General features: G+C 64.4%; 12 protein-coding genes. 6 read left to right on the top strand and 6 right to left on the bottom strand.

The window, feature by feature from the left end:
* Positions 1–13: 13 nt before the first annotated feature.
* On the bottom strand, positions 14–2,125 hold the full coding sequence (locus LDB29_RS23320) for a 3-hydroxyacyl-CoA dehydrogenase NAD-binding domain-containing protein (protein ID WP_257557168.1): 2,112 nt from the start codon (positions 2,123–2,125) through the stop codon (positions 14–16).
* A 216-nt stretch (positions 2,126–2,341) separates the two neighbouring features.
* Between LDB29_RS23320 and LDB29_RS23315 the strand changes: the two genes are divergently transcribed.
* Genes LDB29_RS23315 through LDB29_RS23305 form a run of 3 tightly spaced genes read left to right on the top strand, consistent with a single transcriptional unit; the run spans position 2,342 to position 6,526 of the window.
* Positions 2,342–3,496, top strand: coding sequence for an acyl-CoA dehydrogenase family protein (locus LDB29_RS23315; protein ID WP_025551471.1), 1,155 nt, complete (start codon positions 2,342–2,344; stop codon positions 3,494–3,496).
* 36 nt (positions 3,497–3,532) lie between these two features.
* Positions 3,533–4,873, top strand: a complete 1,341-nt coding sequence (locus LDB29_RS23310; protein WP_257557166.1) for an aromatic ring-hydroxylating dioxygenase subunit alpha — start codon at positions 3,533–3,535, stop codon at positions 4,871–4,873.
* Positions 4,874–6,526: an FAD-binding protein gene (locus LDB29_RS23305; protein ID WP_257557164.1), complete on the top strand. Its 1,653-nt coding sequence runs from the start codon at positions 4,874–4,876 to the stop codon at positions 6,524–6,526.
* A 47-nt stretch (positions 6,527–6,573) separates the two neighbouring features.
* Here the strand turns inward: LDB29_RS23305 and LDB29_RS23300 are convergent, their stop codons facing one another.
* Positions 6,574–7,587 (bottom strand): GlxA family transcriptional regulator, encoded by a 1,014-nt coding sequence (locus LDB29_RS23300; protein ID WP_257557162.1) that lies wholly within the window; start codon positions 7,585–7,587, stop codon positions 6,574–6,576.
* A 91-nt stretch (positions 7,588–7,678) separates the two neighbouring features.
* On the opposite strand from LDB29_RS23300, the gene LDB29_RS23295 reads away from it, so the two are divergent.
* The 3 genes from LDB29_RS23295 to LDB29_RS23285 all read left to right on the top strand — a co-directional run bounded on the left by LDB29_RS23295 (position 7,679) and on the right by LDB29_RS23285 (position 12,015).
* Positions 7,679–8,497, top strand: coding sequence for an SDR family NAD(P)-dependent oxidoreductase (locus LDB29_RS23295; RefSeq protein ID WP_257557160.1), 819 nt, complete (start codon positions 7,679–7,681; stop codon positions 8,495–8,497).
* 148 nt (positions 8,498–8,645) lie between these two features.
* Positions 8,646–10,967 carry a TonB-dependent receptor gene (locus LDB29_RS23290; RefSeq protein WP_257557158.1) on the top strand — a complete coding sequence of 774 codons (2,322 nt, stop codon included), beginning with the start codon at positions 8,646–8,648 and terminating at the stop codon, positions 10,965–10,967.
* 169 nt (positions 10,968–11,136) lie between these two features.
* Positions 11,137–12,015, top strand: coding sequence for a DMT family transporter (locus LDB29_RS23285; protein WP_257557157.1), 879 nt, complete (start codon positions 11,137–11,139; stop codon positions 12,013–12,015).
* A 7-nt stretch (positions 12,016–12,022) separates the two neighbouring features.
* On the opposite strand, the gene LDB29_RS23280 is transcribed toward LDB29_RS23285, so the two are convergent.
* Genes LDB29_RS23280 through LDB29_RS23265 form a run of 4 tightly spaced genes read right to left on the bottom strand, consistent with a single transcriptional unit; the run spans position 12,023 to position 15,981 of the window.
* Complete coding sequence (locus LDB29_RS23280) at positions 12,023–12,976, bottom strand: SDR family NAD(P)-dependent oxidoreductase (protein ID WP_257557156.1); 954 nt, start codon at positions 12,974–12,976, stop codon at positions 12,023–12,025.
* Positions 12,973–13,848 (bottom strand): SDR family NAD(P)-dependent oxidoreductase, encoded by an 876-nt coding sequence (locus LDB29_RS23275; protein ID WP_235600884.1) that lies wholly within the window; start codon positions 13,846–13,848, stop codon positions 12,973–12,975. Before LDB29_RS23275 ends, LDB29_RS23280 begins: the two co-directional genes overlap by 4 nt.
* Positions 13,849–13,853: 5 nt before the next feature.
* Positions 13,854–14,612 (bottom strand): SDR family NAD(P)-dependent oxidoreductase, encoded by a 759-nt coding sequence (locus LDB29_RS23270; RefSeq protein ID WP_257557154.1) that lies wholly within the window; start codon positions 14,610–14,612, stop codon positions 13,854–13,856.
* 25 nt (positions 14,613–14,637) lie between these two features.
* Entirely contained in the window at positions 14,638–15,981 is a 1,344-nt protein-coding gene (locus LDB29_RS23265) for an aromatic ring-hydroxylating dioxygenase subunit alpha (RefSeq protein ID WP_257557152.1), read from the bottom strand.
* Positions 15,982–16,049 lie beyond the last annotated feature (68 nt).

Below are 16,049 nucleotides of genomic sequence, written 5' to 3'. Positions count from 1 at the left end.
TTCTCTGTCTCGTTCAGGCCGCGGCGCGGCTTTTCTGCCAGTCGGCGAAGTTCTGGCCCCCGTCCGCCAGCTCTACCAGAAGCGCGGCGGGTTGCAGCGACGGATCGCCCGGCGTTTCGGCCGCCATCTCGCGCAGCTTGGCGACGATCGTCGCCAGGCCGGTTTCGTCCGCATAGAACATGGGCCCGCCCAGATGCCGGGGCCAGCCATATCCGTTGATCCACACCAGATCGACGTCGGACGCCCGCAGCGCGATGCCTTCTTCCAGGATGCGCGCGCCTTCGTTGATCAGCGGGAACAGCAGCCGCTGCACCATTTCCTCCTCCGCTATGTCGCGGCGGGTGATGCCCAGCTTTTCCGATGTCGCGATGATGAGCGCCTCCGTCTCCGGACTGGGATGGGGCGTGCGGTCGCCCGGTTCGTAGCGATAATAGCCTGCGCCCGTCTTTTGTCCCAGCCGCCCGCTCTCGACGATGGCGTCGGCAATAGGGAAGGGGGTGCCGCGGCGCTTGCGGATCGAATAACCGATGTCCAGGCCGGACATGTCGTTCGTGGTCAGCGGCCCCATCGGGAAGCCCAGATTGGTGAGGGCGGCGTCGACTTGTTGCGGGAAGGCCCCCTGCTGCAACAGCCGTTCGGCCTGTGCGGAGCGCTTGGCGACCATGCGGTTGCCGATGAAGCCGTCGCAATTGCCCGACCAGACCGGCACCTTGCCGATCGTCTTGCCCACCGCCATCGCGGTCAGGATCGCCTCGGGGCTGCTGTGCCGGGCCACCACGACCTCCAGCAGCTTCATGACATTGGCGGGCGAGAAGAAATGCATGCCGACGAAATCCTGCGGACGCTCCAGCACCGACGCGATCTCATCCACGTCGAGCGCCGAGGTGTTGGAGGCAAGGATGGTGCCGGGCTTCACCCGCTTTTCCAGATCGGTGAAAATCTCCTTCTTGACGTCCATATCCTCGAACACCGCCTCGATCACGATGTCCGCGTCGGCCGCCGCCGCGCGGTCGGTGGCGCCCGCGATCAGCGCAAGGCGCTCGTCCATCTGCGCCTGACCGATGGACCCGCGCTTGACCGAGGTGGCGTAATTGCCCTTCACCCGCTCCAGACCACGATCCAGCGCTTCCTGCGTCGTGTCGACCACGGTGACGGGCACCCCGGCCCCGGCAAAGCACATGGCGATGCCGCCGCCCATGGTGCCCGCGCCGATGATCGCGGCTTTCTGCACGGGCCGCGCCTTTGCGGTTTCCGGCAGGCCGGGGATGCGGGCGGCTTCCCGTTCGGCAAAGAAAAGGTGACGCAGAGCGCGCGACTGGCTGCCCGCCATCAGTTCCCGATTGGCGGCGGCGTCGATCGCCAGCGCTTCGTCCAGGCTCATGGTGAAGGAGCGGCGGATCGAATCGATATTGGCCTGCGGCGCGGCCTGGCCCTTGCTGCGCGCCGTCAGCTTCTTCGCCAGCGCGTCGAAGGCCGAAGGATCGGCGCGGGTCGCCGCCAGCTTCTCGTCGCGGTCGCGCACCGGCACGGCAGGGATGTTTTCGTCGATCACGCGGCGGGCGAAGGCGGCGCCGATGACGGTGGGATCGCCTTCCTCCACGGCATCGACAATGCCCAGCTCCAATGCCTGCCTGGCGCCCACCGGCTTGCCGGACAGCACATGCTCCAGCGCTTTTTCCGGACCGATCAGGCGCGGCAGCCGCTGCGTGCCGCCGCCGCCTGCGAACAGGCCCAGGTTGATTTCGGGCAGGCCCATCCGGGCGGAAGGGATCGCGACGCGGAAGGCGCAGCCCAGCGCCGTCTCCAGCCCGCCGCCCAGCGCGGTGCCGTGGATCGCGGCGACCACCGGCCTGGCTGAGCTTTCCAGCGCGGCGATGATGTCCTGCAGGGTGGGCGACTGGCGCGGCTTGCCGAATTCGGTGATGTCGGCGCCCGCGAAGAAGGTCCGTCCCGCGCAATAAAGCACGATAGCCTTCACGCCCGGGTCGGCGTTCAGTTCTTCCAGCGCGCCGACCAGTCCCTGCCGGACGCCGATGCCCAGCGCGTTCACAGGCGGATTGTCGCTGACGATGAAACCTATATCGCCTTCGATGCGGGTGGAGATCTTGTCATTGATCTGGGTCATGGCTGGATCGAGGGGCCCTGTCTTGAAAATGCGTCTGAAACCTGTCCCCACAAGCTATTTGCCGGTCATAACTGTCAAGCTGGGGCGGCGGGCGGCGGCGATGCATCGTAAATGTGAAGGATCGCAGCGGTAATCTTCGCATCGCGATCATCCCCGATTAGGTCGAGGATAGCAGTTTATCCGCGGCATATGAGCCGCCCTATGGGAAGCGATCGAATGCAGTTCGACCTGAATGAAGAGCAGACCATGTTCCGCGACGCGGTAGCCGCCTTCGCGCAGCGCCATCTGGCCGCCGGAGCGCTGGAGCGCGCGCATAGCGACGATTATCCGTGGGACGTGGCCAGGATGATGGCCGAACAGGGCCTGATCGGCATCACCGTGCCGGAGGACAAGGGCGGTCTGGGCGGAAGCCTGATGGACGCGGTCATCGCGATCGAGACGATCGCGTCGGTGTGCCCCCGGTCTGCGGATGTCGTGCAGGCGGGCAATTTCGGGGCGATCCGCACTTTCGCCCAGTTCGCCACCGACGCGCAGAAGGAACAATATCTGGCCCCCCTGCTACGCGGCGAGGGGCTGATTTCGGTCGCCATGACGGAGCCGAATGCCGGTTCCGCCGTGACAGAGCTGACCACCACGGCAGTGGAGGATGGCGATGGCTACCGCATCACCGGGCAGAAGATCTTCACGACCCACGGCACCCATGCCACCGTGTTCCTGGTCTATGTCCGCTATGGGCCGGGCACTGGCAATATCGGATCGGTGCTGATCGAGCGCGGCCAGGAAGGCTTCAGCTTCGGCAAGCCGATCCGTTTCCTGTCGGGCGAGGAATGGAACCCGCTGTTCTTCGACAATGTCTATGTGCCCAAGGACAAGGTACTGCTGGGGCCGGGCGGCTTCAAGAAGCAGATGTCGGGCTTCAACGTCGAACGCATCGGCAACACGGCGCGCAGCCTTGCGCTCGGCCGCTACGCCTTCAACGCGGCGGTCGAGCATGCCAAGACGCGCAGACAGTTCGGCAAGGCGCTGTGCGAATTTCAGGGGTTGCAGTGGAAATTTGCGGAAATGAAGCTGAAACTCGATGCGGCCCAGTTGCTGCTGTATCGTGCGGCGACCAATGCCGACGCGGGCCTGCCTTCGCCGGAAGAGACCGCCATTGCCAAGGTCGCGTGCAACCGCGCCGGTTTCGAATGCGCCAATGAGGCGATCCAGATCATGGGCGGCGCGGGCTACAGCCAGGACAGCCTGGTCGAATATTGCCTGCGCCGCACGCGGGGGTGGATGATTGCAGGCGGCGCGATAGAAGTGCTGCTCAACCGTATTGCGGAAGGCGTATTCGACATGCGTTTCCCCCAGGGCCCCGCAAAAGGCTGAAAGGCTGAAGCGTCCCGCCAAGGAGAGGATCGGACAATGAACGAAATGATCAGCGTTTCCAGGCAGAAAGTCGCGGTGACGGCCGATCGCATCCCGGTCGACGCCTATATTTCGCGCGACTATGTGAGGCTGGAAAAGGAACGGCTCTGGCCCAAGATATGGCAGGTCGCCTGCCGCGCCGAAGAGATTCCCAATCCCGGCGATTTCTACACCTACGACATCGCGGATGAATCGATCGCGGTCGTCCGCCAGAAGGACGGGACCATCGCCGCCTATTTCAACGTCTGCCCTCACCGGGGCCGCCGCCTGACGGAAGGCTGCGGCCGGATGGGCAAGTTCCACTGCAAATATCATGGCTGGCAGTGGAGCCTGGACGGCAAGCCGACAGAGATTGTCGACCGCCACGACTGGGGCGATGCCCTGCCGGACGAGGACGTCGCCCTGCAAGGGGTGAAAGTCGGGCAATGGGGCGGCTGGGTCTTCATCAACATGGACCCGGACAGCGAAAGCCTGGAGGATTTCCTGGGCGAGGCCAAGACGATCCTCGACCCGTTCGAGATCGAGCATATGCGCTATGCTTGGCGCAAGCGCATCGTCATGCCCTGCAACTGGAAGACCGCGCAGGAGGCCTTCATGGAGGGCTATCATGTGCAGACGACGCACCGCCAGCTGCTCGCCTACCAGGACGATTACACCTATTCCAAGGCCTATGGGAAACATGCGATGTTCGGCTATGCGCCGACCGCGCTGTTCGGCCTGCCCAGCCCGCGCGTCAGCGACCAGAGCGGCGACATCCGCAAGGGTTTCTACGAGTTCAACAAGGAAATCTGGGACACGCTCCAGGCGACCACCACGCAGGAGATGCTGGCGGCGGGCAAGCGCCTGATGGAATTGCCCGAGGGCGTCGATCCCTTCGCGCTCTACGGCGCCTTCGCCCAGTTCCATGCGGAGGAATCGGCCAGGAGCGGCCGTCCCTTCCCGGCGATCAGCGGGGAGCAGTTGATGAAGGCGGGGACCGACTGGAACATCTTCCCCAACCTCGTCTTCCTGCAACAGGCGACCAATGTGCTCTTCTATCGCGCCCGCCCCTATGGCGACGACCCGGACAAGTGCATCTTCGAGGTCAATGTGCTGGAGCGTTACGCGCCGGGCGCCGAGCCCAAGGTCGAGGTGGAAGACGGCGGCGACGGCAGCGACGGCCAATGGCGCGCCCTCAATTGGGGCCTCATCCTTGAGCAGGACTTCCAGAATATGGAGGAAGTGCAGAAGGGCATGAAGTCGCAGGCCTTCAGGACCGCCCGGACCAATCCCGTGCAGGAGGTGGAGATCAGCAATTTCCACCGCGTCTATCATGACTATATGGGGAAGGCGGACTGAATGGACGAGACGAAGTTCGACGAGGTGGCCGACTTCGTCATCATCGGTTCGGGCGGCGGGTCGATGGCGGCGGGGCTGTACCTGAAGTCCATCGGCAAAACGCCGCTGATCCTGGAGAAGACCGACAGGCTGGGTGGTTCCACCGCCATGTCCGGGGGCGTGCTGTGGGTGCCCAACAATCACATCATCAGGGCCAAGGGCATCAAGGACAGCCATGAGATGGCCCGCACCTATATGGATGCGACCGTCGGCAACGATGGCGGGCCGGGCGCCACGCCGGAGCGCAAGGAGGCCTATCTGCGCAACGGGCCGGTCATGCTGAAATGGCTGGAAGAGCAGGGCATGAAGTGGCTGCACACCGAAGGCTGGTCGGACTATTATGACGACCGGCCCGGCGGCGTGACGCGCAGCCGCTCCATCGGCGCGCCGATGCTGGATGCGCGGGAGATGGGGCCGCTGTTCGACAAGCTGCGGCTCGGGCCGATGGTGATGCCGCTGCCGACGGACAAGGCGGGCATTATCGGCCTCGCCACGCGGACCCCCCGCGGCATGTGGGAGGGGCTGAAGCTGCTATGGCGCATGCGTGTCGTCGCCAGGCGCGGAAAACCGATACTCAGCTTCGGCGGCGCATTGCAGGGGCGTCTGCTGATGCTGGCGGACAAGGCCGGCGTCGACATGCGCACGGAGCATGGCGTCACCGAGCTGATCGAGGAAGACGGCAGGATCGTCGGCGTCATCGCGGAGCATGGCGGCAGGACATTGCGCATCGGCGCCCGCGATGGCGTGCTGATCAATGCGGGCGGTTTTTCCCGCAATGCGGAGATGCGCAAGCAATATGGTCCTCAACCCAGTTCGGTGGAATGGACCAACGCCAATCCCGGCGACACCGGAGAGCTGATCCAGATTGCCGAAAGACATGGCGCCGCACTGGACCTGATGGACCAGGCCTGGTGGGTTCCCGGCACGGTCGTGCCCGAAGGCGGACCGGCGAACATGCATAATACGGACATTTCCAAGCCGCATTGCATCATCGTCAACCGCCATGGCCGCCGCATCCTGAACGAAAGCGGCTCCTATATGGAGAATGGCCAGCGGCTGTACCGCAATGACGTGCCTGCCTATGTCATCCTGGATAGCCGCCACCGCAAGCGCTACGCCTGGGGCTATTATCCGCCCGGCAAGACGCCGCAGTCCTGGCTGGACAGCGGCATGATGAAGAAGGCGGATTCGATCGAGGAACTGGCGCGCATCACCGGCATCGATCCCGCCGGGCTGAACGCGGAGATCGAGAAGTTCAACGGTTATTGCGAGACCGGCAAGGATCTGGACTTCAACCGGGGCGGGCGCGGCTATGACAATTGCTTTGGCGATCCGACGGTCAAACCGAACCCCAATCTGGGCAAGATCGACAAGCCGCCCTTCTACGTCATGGAGATCGTGCCGGGCGACGTCGGCACGTCGGGCGGTGTCGTGACCGACGAGAATGCCCGTGTCCTGCGCGCTGACGGATCGGTGATCGAGGGTCTCTACGCCACCGGCAATTCCACGGCTTCGGTGATGGGCCGCTGCTACCCGGCGGCGGGCGCGAGCATCGGCGCGTCCTTCATTTTCGGATGGATCGCCGCCCACCATGCCGTAGGCGGCAATGGCTGATCGGGGTCAGGCCCCTCCCGAACAGGGCGGGGCCTGTCAGTCAGGCTTCATTTTCGCCGCGGTTTCGCCCGCCATTCGCTAGCGGTCATGCCGGCATGCTGGCGGAACATCGCCCGAAACAGGCGGCTGTCCGAATAGCCGACCAGTTGCGCGATGCGGTCCACCGATCGCGTGGATTTTTCGAGCATGCGCACCGCCGCCTGAAAGCGAAGCTGCCCGACATAGGCCTTGGGCGACAGGCCCAGCGCCTTGTGAAAGCGGCGGTTGAGCGTCGCGGGGCTGGTCGACAGATGCCCCGCCAGTTCGGCCATGTTGATCGGCCCGGTGAAACGCTGCTCGATCCACAATTGCGCGCGGGCGACCAAAGGGTCGGGCGCCAGCAGTTCCTTCTCCTCATAGTCCTGCCCCACTATCGAGGAGAGCCATCGCGCGATGTCGGGGGAGATCATCCGCTCCAGCACCCGGATGATCAGTTGCAGGTCGTTGCCCATGCCGTTGCCGATCAGCAGATGGCCGTGATCCACCAACCCAAACCGCTCCTCGAACGGCTGGCGGGGGAAAAGCATGCGGGTCAGCGGCTGCATCGCCCGCGCCACCGGAACCGCAAGATCGGCGGTGAAACCGCCCGCCATCAACAGGGTGGAAGCCGCTCCGCTGGCGCCGATCACCGCGCCCATCGCCGATTGGCGGCGGAGCCAGTCGAGCAGCGGACCTGCCTCCGCCAGGCGGCGTTCCAATGGCTCGCGTCCCCCGGCGCGGAAGGCGGGCAGCCAGATGAAAGCCATCGGTTCATCCCGGTTCGCCGGGCCGCCGACCGGAAAGGATCGGCCGTCGCCCAGCACGACCGGCCCGCCGTCGGCGGAGAGGATATGCAGCTTCGTTTCCATGCGCATCTGGTCTTCGCCGGCGAAAACATGCTCCACCCGGTCGCGGGCGATCAGGAAGCTGTCCACGAGCGCGCCGATGCTGCTGAAATAGGCGCCGGGCAGCGCGACAAGGGCGAAATCAAAGGCCATGACTGAGAGAAAATAGCCGGTATATGCGCAAATACTCCCTGTCAATCTGCCCCGCCCTGCGCGAACAGCAGGTCTTGCACGCTGGACGGATCACGCGCTTGGGTCCATCTGCGCGACCGACGAGGAGAGAGCCCGCATGCCCGAACCGATCCGCCATTATGACCGTCTTGCCGGAAAGGTGGCGATCGTCACCGGCGCTGGAGCGGAAGGGGATGATGTCGGTATCGGTCGTTCCATCGCCCTGCTCATGGCCGCGGAAGGCGCACGACTTGTTTGCGCCGATCTGGACCCGGCGCGGGCGCAGGCAACGGTCGAACGGATCAAAGCCGATGGTGGGCGCGCCGTTGCGGCTGGAGGCGATGTCGGTGACCCGGACGTCTGCGGAAAGCTGGTCGATGCGGCCGTTGCGGCATTCGGCAGGCTCGACATATTGGTCAACAATGTCGGCATTTCGGGACCGGCCACGCTCGAAACCATGACGCTGGACCAGTGGAACCGGACGCTGACCACCAATCTGACCAGCGTGATGCTGATGAGCCAGGCGGCCATTCCCCTTATGGTGCGCGGCGGCGGGGGATCGATCGTCAACATCTCCTCGCTGGCGGGCATAAGGGCGATGGGGGCGATCGCCTATGGCCCGTCCAAGGCGGCGATGGCGCAGCTTTCCCGCGAGATCGGCGTGCTGCATGGCCGCGACGGCATCCGCGTGAACACCGTGGCGCCCGGCCATGTCATGACGCCCCATGCAGCGCGTTACATGTCCGAGGAGATGCGCGAGATGCGGCGGAAGGTAAGCCCCCTCGGCATTGAGGGCGACGCCTGGGACGTGGCGCAGGCGGTGCTGTTCCTCGCCAGCGACGAGGCCCGCTTCGTCAACGGCGTCGAACTGGCGGTCGATGGCGGCGTCGTGGGGATCGGACCGCTCGCAGGCCATGGCTTCATCGCGGAAAGCTGACGGGGTCGCGGGCAAATATCATGACTGCGATCAATCTCGTCCCGACGCTCGGGACGATTGAGTAAAAATATCCTTTCGACATGATCGTTCCCCAGAGCCGCAACAGCGGCCAGACCGGCGCCAGTGCCGGACGATCAGGAGAGGAAGGATGACCATGTTCCGGTCCGCATTGCTTGCCGCCACATCGCTCTTCGCCACCGCAGCCGCCGCGCAGGACGCCGCACCGCAGGACTCGGGCATGGCCCAGGCGTCCGACATCATCGTGACCGCCCGCCGGCGCGAGGAGGCGTTGCAGGACGTGCCGATTTCGATCACCGCCGTCAGCGGCGACTCTCTTGCGCGAAGCGGCGTCAGCGACGCGCTGGGGCTGCAAAGCCGCGTGCCCTCGCTCAGCCTCACCAACCAGGGCACCAGCCGGAACGAGCTGGGCTTCGCCATTCGCGGTCAGCGCACCCAGGAATCGCAACTGCTCACCGATCCGCCGGTCGGCACCTATTTCGCTGAAGTGGTCCAGGCCCGCAGCGTCGGCTTCGCCTACGCGCTCTACGACCTGCAATCGACCCAGGTGCTGAAGGGCGTGCAGGGCACGTTGTTCGGCCGCAACATGACCGGCGGCGCGGTGCTGATCGAACCCAACAAGCCGGTGGACGATTTTCATGCCGAATTGCGCGGCCAGATCGGCAATTACGACATGCGCGACATTTACGGCATGGTGAACCTGCCCCTTACGGAAGGTCTCGGCGTGCGTTTCGCGGGCAAGATCAGGAAGCGGGATGGCTTCACCAGGGATGTTCTGACCGGTCGCGACTATGACGATCAGGATTACCAGACCTTCCGAACCTCGATCCGCTTCGCGCCGACGCCTGAATTCGAATCCAATACGATCGTCGATTATATCAAGACGAACGAACATGGCACGGCGCTGGTCGGCACCGCCGCCAATCCCGCCGCGCCCGCCATCGCCGGATATGCGACGCTGCGCGGCTTCGGCATTCCGGTATCGGACGTCGTCGGCCAGTTCGCGGCGCAGCAGGCGCGGCCGCATTATCGCTTCGCATCGGGATCGGGAACGGGCGGCACGCTCGACGCCTATCAGACCCAGCCTTTTGAACGGCTGAAGAACCGGGGCGTCACGAACCGCACCACCTACAGCCTTGATACCATCACCTTCAAGAATATCGTCGGCTATCGCAAGCTGGACTTCGACCAGGTCATGGACCTGGATGGCGTGCCCGCCTATCTCATCAATTCCAATCGCTATCGCAGCATCGAACAGTTCAGCGAGGAATTCCAGATCCAGGGCAAGGCGATCGAGAACCGGCTGGATTATGTATTGGGCGCCTATTATTTCGTCGAGAAGGGGAAGGATGGTTCCACGTCCAGCCAGTTCCCGGAACTGGCGATAGCCGGCTCGGGATTGCCGCTCAACACTCCGGCCGCGACTTTCCTCAACGCCTATGCGGGCAGCGGCAAGGCGAAGACTTTCGCGCTGTTCGCGGCGGGCACCTATGCCTTCACCGACCAGTTCAAGGTTTCGGCGGGCATCCGCTACACGACCGACAAGCGCAATGCGCGGATTATCGCCTATTATCCCAATCTGGGCACATGCCTGTTCCGCGTGGACACCGGCACGACCTCCTTCGTTCCCGCGACGCTGGCCGACTGCCCGCAGACCAACAGCAAGAAATGGGACGCCTTCACCTGGGACGTCACGCTGCAATATGAACCCAACGCGAATCTGACGACCTATATCTCGACCCGGCGCGGTTTCCGCTCCGGCGGTTTCTCGCTGCGGGCGGCGTCGACCGAAGAATTGCAGCCCTTCGATCCGGAAACCGTGCAGGAATATGAGGTGGGGCTCAAGACGCGCCATCCGCTGGGCGGCGCCACGCTGACCAGCAGTCTCGCCATCTTCTATCAGGACTATAAGAACGTCCAGAAGCAGACATCGTCCATCGACAGCGCGGGCAATGTCAACACGATCATCGACAACACCGCCCGGCAGAAAAATTATGGCGGCGAGCTGGAACTGGGCCTCATCGCGGGTCCGCTCAACATCAGCGCCTTCTATTCCTATGTCGGCGTGGAGATCAGCCAAGGCCGCCAGCCGGGCGAATTCGCGCTGGTCGGGTCGCCCCATCATCAGATGGGCGCGAATGTCAGCTATGAGATCCCCCTGTCGGGCGATGCGGGCGCGATCAACCTCAACGCCAATGTCAGCTATCGCACCAAACAGCATCTCGACAAGAATGACGTGCTGGCGACCGAACCGGGATATGAACTGGTCAACCTGCGCGCGGGTTGGGACAATATCTTCGGTACCGGACTGGGCGCGGCGGCCTTCGTCAACAACCTGACCAAAAGCTATTATCGTGTGGGCGTGATCGGCATCTACAACGAGGCCGGCTACATCTCCTCCGTCTATGGCGAACCGCGCACCTATGGGATGGAATTGTCCTACAAATTCTGATCGAAGCGTCACCGGCGCCGGACCTTCGAGTCCGGCGCCGATGATTGAGGGCGGGCATGGCCAAGCCGCTTCGACATCCAATCCCGGTACATCAGCACATCGCCAATCACCGGACCGATACTTGCCGAATAAACTATCCTCCCGTTCCGAGTGCGTCTAACGGGGCGGGATGAACGGTGGCGGACAAGGGTATCACGACAATGCGCGCGGGGCGCTGTGGATGCTGGCCTCCGGCTTTGCCTACAGCATCGCCATGGCGCTGGTGAAGCTGCTGGGCGACGACTATTCGTCGGCAACGCAGAATTTCGTGCGGCAGGGCGTCGGCCTGATCGCATTGGCGCCCTTCATCCTGCGGCGGCCCCGCAGCGCTTTCATGCTGCGCCGGCCGATGCTGATGATCCTGCGCTGTGCGGCCACCAGCCTGTCGATCATCCTTGCCTTCAACAGCTTTCACTTGTTGGGACTGGCGGAAGCGAACGCCCTGTCCTTCACCCGCACCCTGTTCCTCGTGCCGCTTGCCGCCCTGCTGCTGGGCGAAAAGCTGGATCGGCAAAGGCTCTTCGCCACGCTGGCGGGCTTTGCCGGGGTGCTGATCATCATCGCGCCCGGCTCCGCCCATTCGCTGATCGGCTGGCCGGCGGCCCAGGGGCTGCTGGCCGCGCTGCTCGTCTCCTGGTCGGTGATCAGCGTGAAGCAGATGACGCGCGATCATAGCGACCTGTCGCTCCTCACCTGGTCGACATTGCTGGGCCTCATCTTAACCGCACCGCTGGCCTGGAGCAGCTGGCGCATGCCCACGGCCGGGGATGCGCTGCTGCTGGCCGCCATGGGCGTGCTCGGCGTCGTGTCCCAGGCCTGCTACATTCGCGGCATGACCTTGGGAGAAGCGAGCCTGATGGGGCCGCTCGACTATGTCCGCATCCTTTTCACCACGGCGCTGGGATATATGCTGTTCAGCGAATGGCCGCAGCCCGGCACCTATGTGGGATCGGCGCTGATCATCGGCACCGCCATCTACATCACCCTGCACGGGCGGCGGCGCGCTTGATCCTCGCTCAGCCTCTTTCCACGTCCGGGCCGAAATCGGGCGTCTCGGCGGCCGTCCAGGGCAGATGGCGGAAATAGCGCGCGCCTGCTTCCGCCTGATTGTGCACGGGCGTGAGCAGGCTTTCGTCCCCGATCTCCCCAATCCTTTGGGCGACCCGCTCGGCGCTGATCTCCGCGTCGAAAATCTCCCCTGTTTCCGCGAAGATCAGGCTCGACAGGCGACCGCCGCCCGTCAGCAGGATGCGGCCGGTCTCGGTGCAATCGCGGCTCAGGAACCAGGCCATTGCCGCCGCCACCTTCTCGGGCGGCAGGTTGTCGCGGAACCAGGCGACCGTGGAGGGATCGGGTATCTGCTCGATCAGCCGGGAATAGGATGTCGGCATCACGGCATTCACCGATATGCCCAGCGGCCTGCCCTCGATCGCGGCGTCCAGCGTCAGGCCCAGCATGCCCGCCTTGGCCGCGGCATAAGGGGCATTGCCGCCGACGCCAAGCGCGCCGTTGGAACTGACGTTGAGGATGCGGCCATGACGCTGCGCCGCCATATGCGGCCAGGCGGCGCGCATCAGATGGTGGCCGCCAATCAGGTTCGTCGCATAATGGCGCTCGATCGCCTCGTCATCATGGGCGGTGAAGGGCCCGGCAATGCCCGTGCCGGCATTGTTGACCAGAACATCGATCCGTCCAAAGGCAGTCAGGGCCGCCTGGACGATGGCCCGCGCATTCGCCGCCGTGCCGACCGCCAGACCATTGGCGATCGCCTGCCCACCCGCCGCCGTGATTTCCGCGACCACCGCTTCGGCTGGAGCGGAACTGCCATTCTGTTCGCCCAGAACGCCGCCGCCATAGTCGTTGACGACCACGGCGGCGCCGCGCCGCGCCAGTTCCAGCGCATAGGCGCGCCCCATGCCACCGCCTGCTCCCGTCACGATGGCCGTCTGGCCGGAAAAATCGATGGTCATGCTGTCATCGCCTTCACCAGTTCCGGCATGATCTCCGCGCCGGACGCAAAAGAGCTGGTCCATTCGGGCTGCGCGGTCAGGCCCCGCATCACGCTGTCGATGTCGCCTTCCGACAATTGGCGAACCGGCCCTTCCAATATCTGGACGCGGCGGACATGGCCTGCGCCCGCATGATAGATGCCGCCCGAGGTCGAACATCTGTCGCTGCATAGCCAGCCAACGACCGGCGCGACATGATCGGGCGAGGCATAGTCGGCCCATTCCGCCGGAATGCTGCCCGAGGACATAGGCGTATAGGCGGCGGGAGCGACGACATTGACGCACAGGTCCGCGCCAGCCGGGACATCGATCGCCAGGGAACGCGCGATGCCCACCATCGCCGCCTTGGACGCCGCATAATCGGCCGATCCGACCTGTCCCCACAGTCCGGCGCTGGAGCCGGTCAGCACGATCCGCCCATAGCCCGCTTTCACCATGGCGGGCCACACGGCCTTCAGCCCCACCAGCACGCCGCGCAGGTTGATGTCGAGCAACGCATCCATTTCCTCCAACGTCACCGTGCCGAAATCGCGGAACGCCTGAACACCCGCATTGCTGACGAAAATGTCGGGCGCGCCGAAATGCCGCCCGGCGATCCGCACCATTTCGGCGGCGGCCTGCGGCATCTGCACAGGCCCGTCATGCGCGACCGCCCGGCCGCCTGCCGCCACGATTTCCTCCACGACGGCCCGCGCCGAGGATGAGCCGTCCGGCGCCGAACGGTTGCTCACGACCACGGCGCAACCATGGGCGGCGAGCCAATGCGCATAGGCGCGGCCCAGCCCCTTGGCGGCGCCGGTGACGATGGCGGTGCGGCCCGAAAGGTCGAGCATCCCGCTCACAGCATCATCTGCCCGCCGTCGACATTGATCGTCTGGCCCGTCACATAACGGCTGTCCTCGCTCGCCAGGAACAGCACGGCAGGGCCGATGTCCTCTGCGCAATCGCCCAGATAGCCGAGCGCGACCAGCTTCATGACCTTCTCCGCTTCTTCCGGGAAGTCCTTCACCCATTGTTCGGCAATGGGGCTGAGCGCGGCCGGGCAGATCACATTGACGCGGACTTTATATTTGCCCAGTTCCCGCGCGGCGGTGCGGGACAGGCCGCGAATGGCCTCCTTGGTCGCGGCATAGGCGGCGAATCCGACGCCGCCATGAATCCCCTCATAGGAACCGAAATTGATGATCGATCCGCCCTTTTCCTTCATATGCGGGACAGCCGCCTGCATATGCTGGAACGTTCCATAGAGGCCGGATTCGATCGTCAGCGCGAACAGCGCGTCGTCCGTATCCTCGAACATGGTGCCGGGTTTGGACGTCTGGGCGTTGTTGACCAATATGTCGAGCCCGCCGAACAGGTGGACCGCCCTGGCGACGGCGGCCTCCGCATCGGCGCGCACGCCGGCGGTCCCCGCGATCCACGCCGCTTCGCCGCCCTCCGCCTTCAAGCCGGCGACCGCCGCTTCCAGCTTGTCGGGCGTGCGGCCGGTGATCAGCACCTTCGCGCCTTCCCGCAGGAAAACCTGCGCGATGCCCAGACCCACGCCCTGGCCGCCGCCGGTGACGATCGCGACCTTGCCGCTCAATCTGCCAGCCATATTCTCTCCTTTTGAATCTTTTGGGTCAGGCGCCGATGAACTCGCGCAGCGCCCGGTGGAAATTCGACACGCTCCGTTCCTGCACGGGATTGGTGCGCGATCCGGTGAAGCCCGTGGAGCGCATGCCCCGCTGCACTTCGGTCATATTCTCGAAATCCTGCGTCAGGATCAGGCCCCAGGCGTCATGATCGCGCCAATCGTTGAATTCCTGCCGTTCCAGCGCCGGCTCCTGTCCTTCGGGATAGAGGACCAGCGAATAGACTTCGAAGATGCACCGTTCCGGATCATTGCGGTCGGGACGCGCGCGATAGGCCAGCATCGCATCGGGCGCGGGCAGGAAGACCATGTTCGGGAACAGGTGCCAGTCCGCCCCGGCTCGCCCGATCTCCTCCGGCGTCAGCGATGGGAAGGGGATGCCGCGTTCCTGCGCCGCCTCGAAGGCGATCTGGCCATATTTCATCAGCACGTCGAGCAGGGAGGCGTCCTCCGGCAGTTCGTCGACAAGCCGGTCCGCCAGTTCCGCCATGTGCGGCGGGATCGAGGCTTTCAGATCCTCCTCCAGCATCAGGACGAAGTCGCGGACGTTGCGGCGATAGTCGACCTGCGTGCTGGCAAGCCGGGGGGAGCGCTCGCCCAGCGAAATGCGCCCCGGCGCAAGCTGGTAACTGCCATGGCGTCCCTCGGCAAAGGACAGGGCCTCGTCATCGTGGACGGGCAGCAATTGGGTATGGGTCGTCTGGACGTGATAGCCCTCGTTGAAGGCTTCCAGCGCGGTCTTCCAGTTGCAGTCGATGCCCGTGCGCTTGTACCAGCGATAGCGCATCTTCTCGAACGGATAATTGCGGAAAACATCCGGAATGGGCGAGAGGAAGTCGAGCAGCGGTTCGGCATCCCCGTCCATGCAGATGAAGACGAATCCGCCCCAGCGATCGACCCGGACTTGCGGCAGGGCGATGTCCTCGTCCTTCAGGCTGCCGTCCCAATTATCGCGGTCGACCACATGGGCGATGGTGCCGTCCAGCTTCCAGGACCAGCCATGAAAACGACAGTACAGGCGGGCGGCATGGCCGCACCCTTCCGTCAGGCGGCGGCCGCGATGCTGGCACGCATTATGATAGGCCGCGATCCTGTCCGCCGCGACACGCACGACGATGATGGATTCGTCCAGCACGTCATAGGTCACATAATCCCCGACGCGGGGAATCTCCTCCTCGCGGCAGGCCATCTGCCAGGTGCGGGGCCAGAGCCGCCGTTGTTCCAGCCGCGCGAAATCGCGGCTGACATAATCTTCCTTCGGGATGAAATCCTCTGGCCCTGCCTTTTTCCTGCGGGTGATCTTCGGCTGTAGCGCGGCGGCTGGCTGGTTCACGATTGCTGCCCTCTCCTGAGACCTTGCCATCAGCTTCCCGCGCCCACATGGCGCAAGTCAATGTCGCG

Source organism: Sphingobium sp. CFD-2 (genome assembly GCF_024611135.1).
Classification (GTDB): Bacteria; Pseudomonadota; Alphaproteobacteria; order Sphingomonadales; family Sphingomonadaceae; genus Sphingobium; species Sphingobium fuliginis.
Note: the sequence above shows the minus strand (reverse complement) of the source record. Positions and strands in the feature narration are given on the sequence as shown.

What these genes read in the sequence shown, in the direction of transcription:
- LDB29_RS23280 (WP_257557156.1), bottom strand. Translation starts at nt 12,976, where the DNA reads ATGACCATCGATTTTTCCGGCCAGACGGCCATCGTGACGGGAGCAGGC.
- LDB29_RS23295 (WP_257557160.1), top strand. Translation starts at nt 7,679, where the DNA reads ATGCCCGAACCGATCCGCCATTATGACCGTCTTGCCGGAAAGGTGGCG.
- LDB29_RS23320 (WP_257557168.1), bottom strand. Translation starts at nt 2,125, where the DNA reads ATGACCCAGATCAATGACAAGATCTCCACCCGCATCGAAGGCGATATA.
- LDB29_RS23285 (WP_257557157.1), top strand. Translation starts at nt 11,137, where the DNA reads ATGAACGGTGGCGGACAAGGGTATCACGACAATGCGCGCGGGGCGCTG.
- LDB29_RS23315 (WP_025551471.1), top strand. Translation starts at nt 2,342, where the DNA reads ATGCAGTTCGACCTGAATGAAGAGCAGACCATGTTCCGCGACGCGGTA.
- LDB29_RS23275 (WP_235600884.1), bottom strand. Translation starts at nt 13,848, where the DNA reads ATGCTCGACCTTTCGGGCCGCACCGCCATCGTCACCGGCGCCGCCAAG.
- LDB29_RS23305 (WP_257557164.1), top strand. Translation starts at nt 4,874, where the DNA reads ATGGACGAGACGAAGTTCGACGAGGTGGCCGACTTCGTCATCATCGGT.
- LDB29_RS23290 (WP_257557158.1), top strand. Translation starts at nt 8,646, where the DNA reads ATGACCATGTTCCGGTCCGCATTGCTTGCCGCCACATCGCTCTTCGCC.
- LDB29_RS23310 (WP_257557166.1), top strand. Translation starts at nt 3,533, where the DNA reads ATGAACGAAATGATCAGCGTTTCCAGGCAGAAAGTCGCGGTGACGGCC.
- LDB29_RS23270 (WP_257557154.1), bottom strand. Translation starts at nt 14,612, where the DNA reads ATGGCTGGCAGATTGAGCGGCAAGGTCGCGATCGTCACCGGCGGCGGC.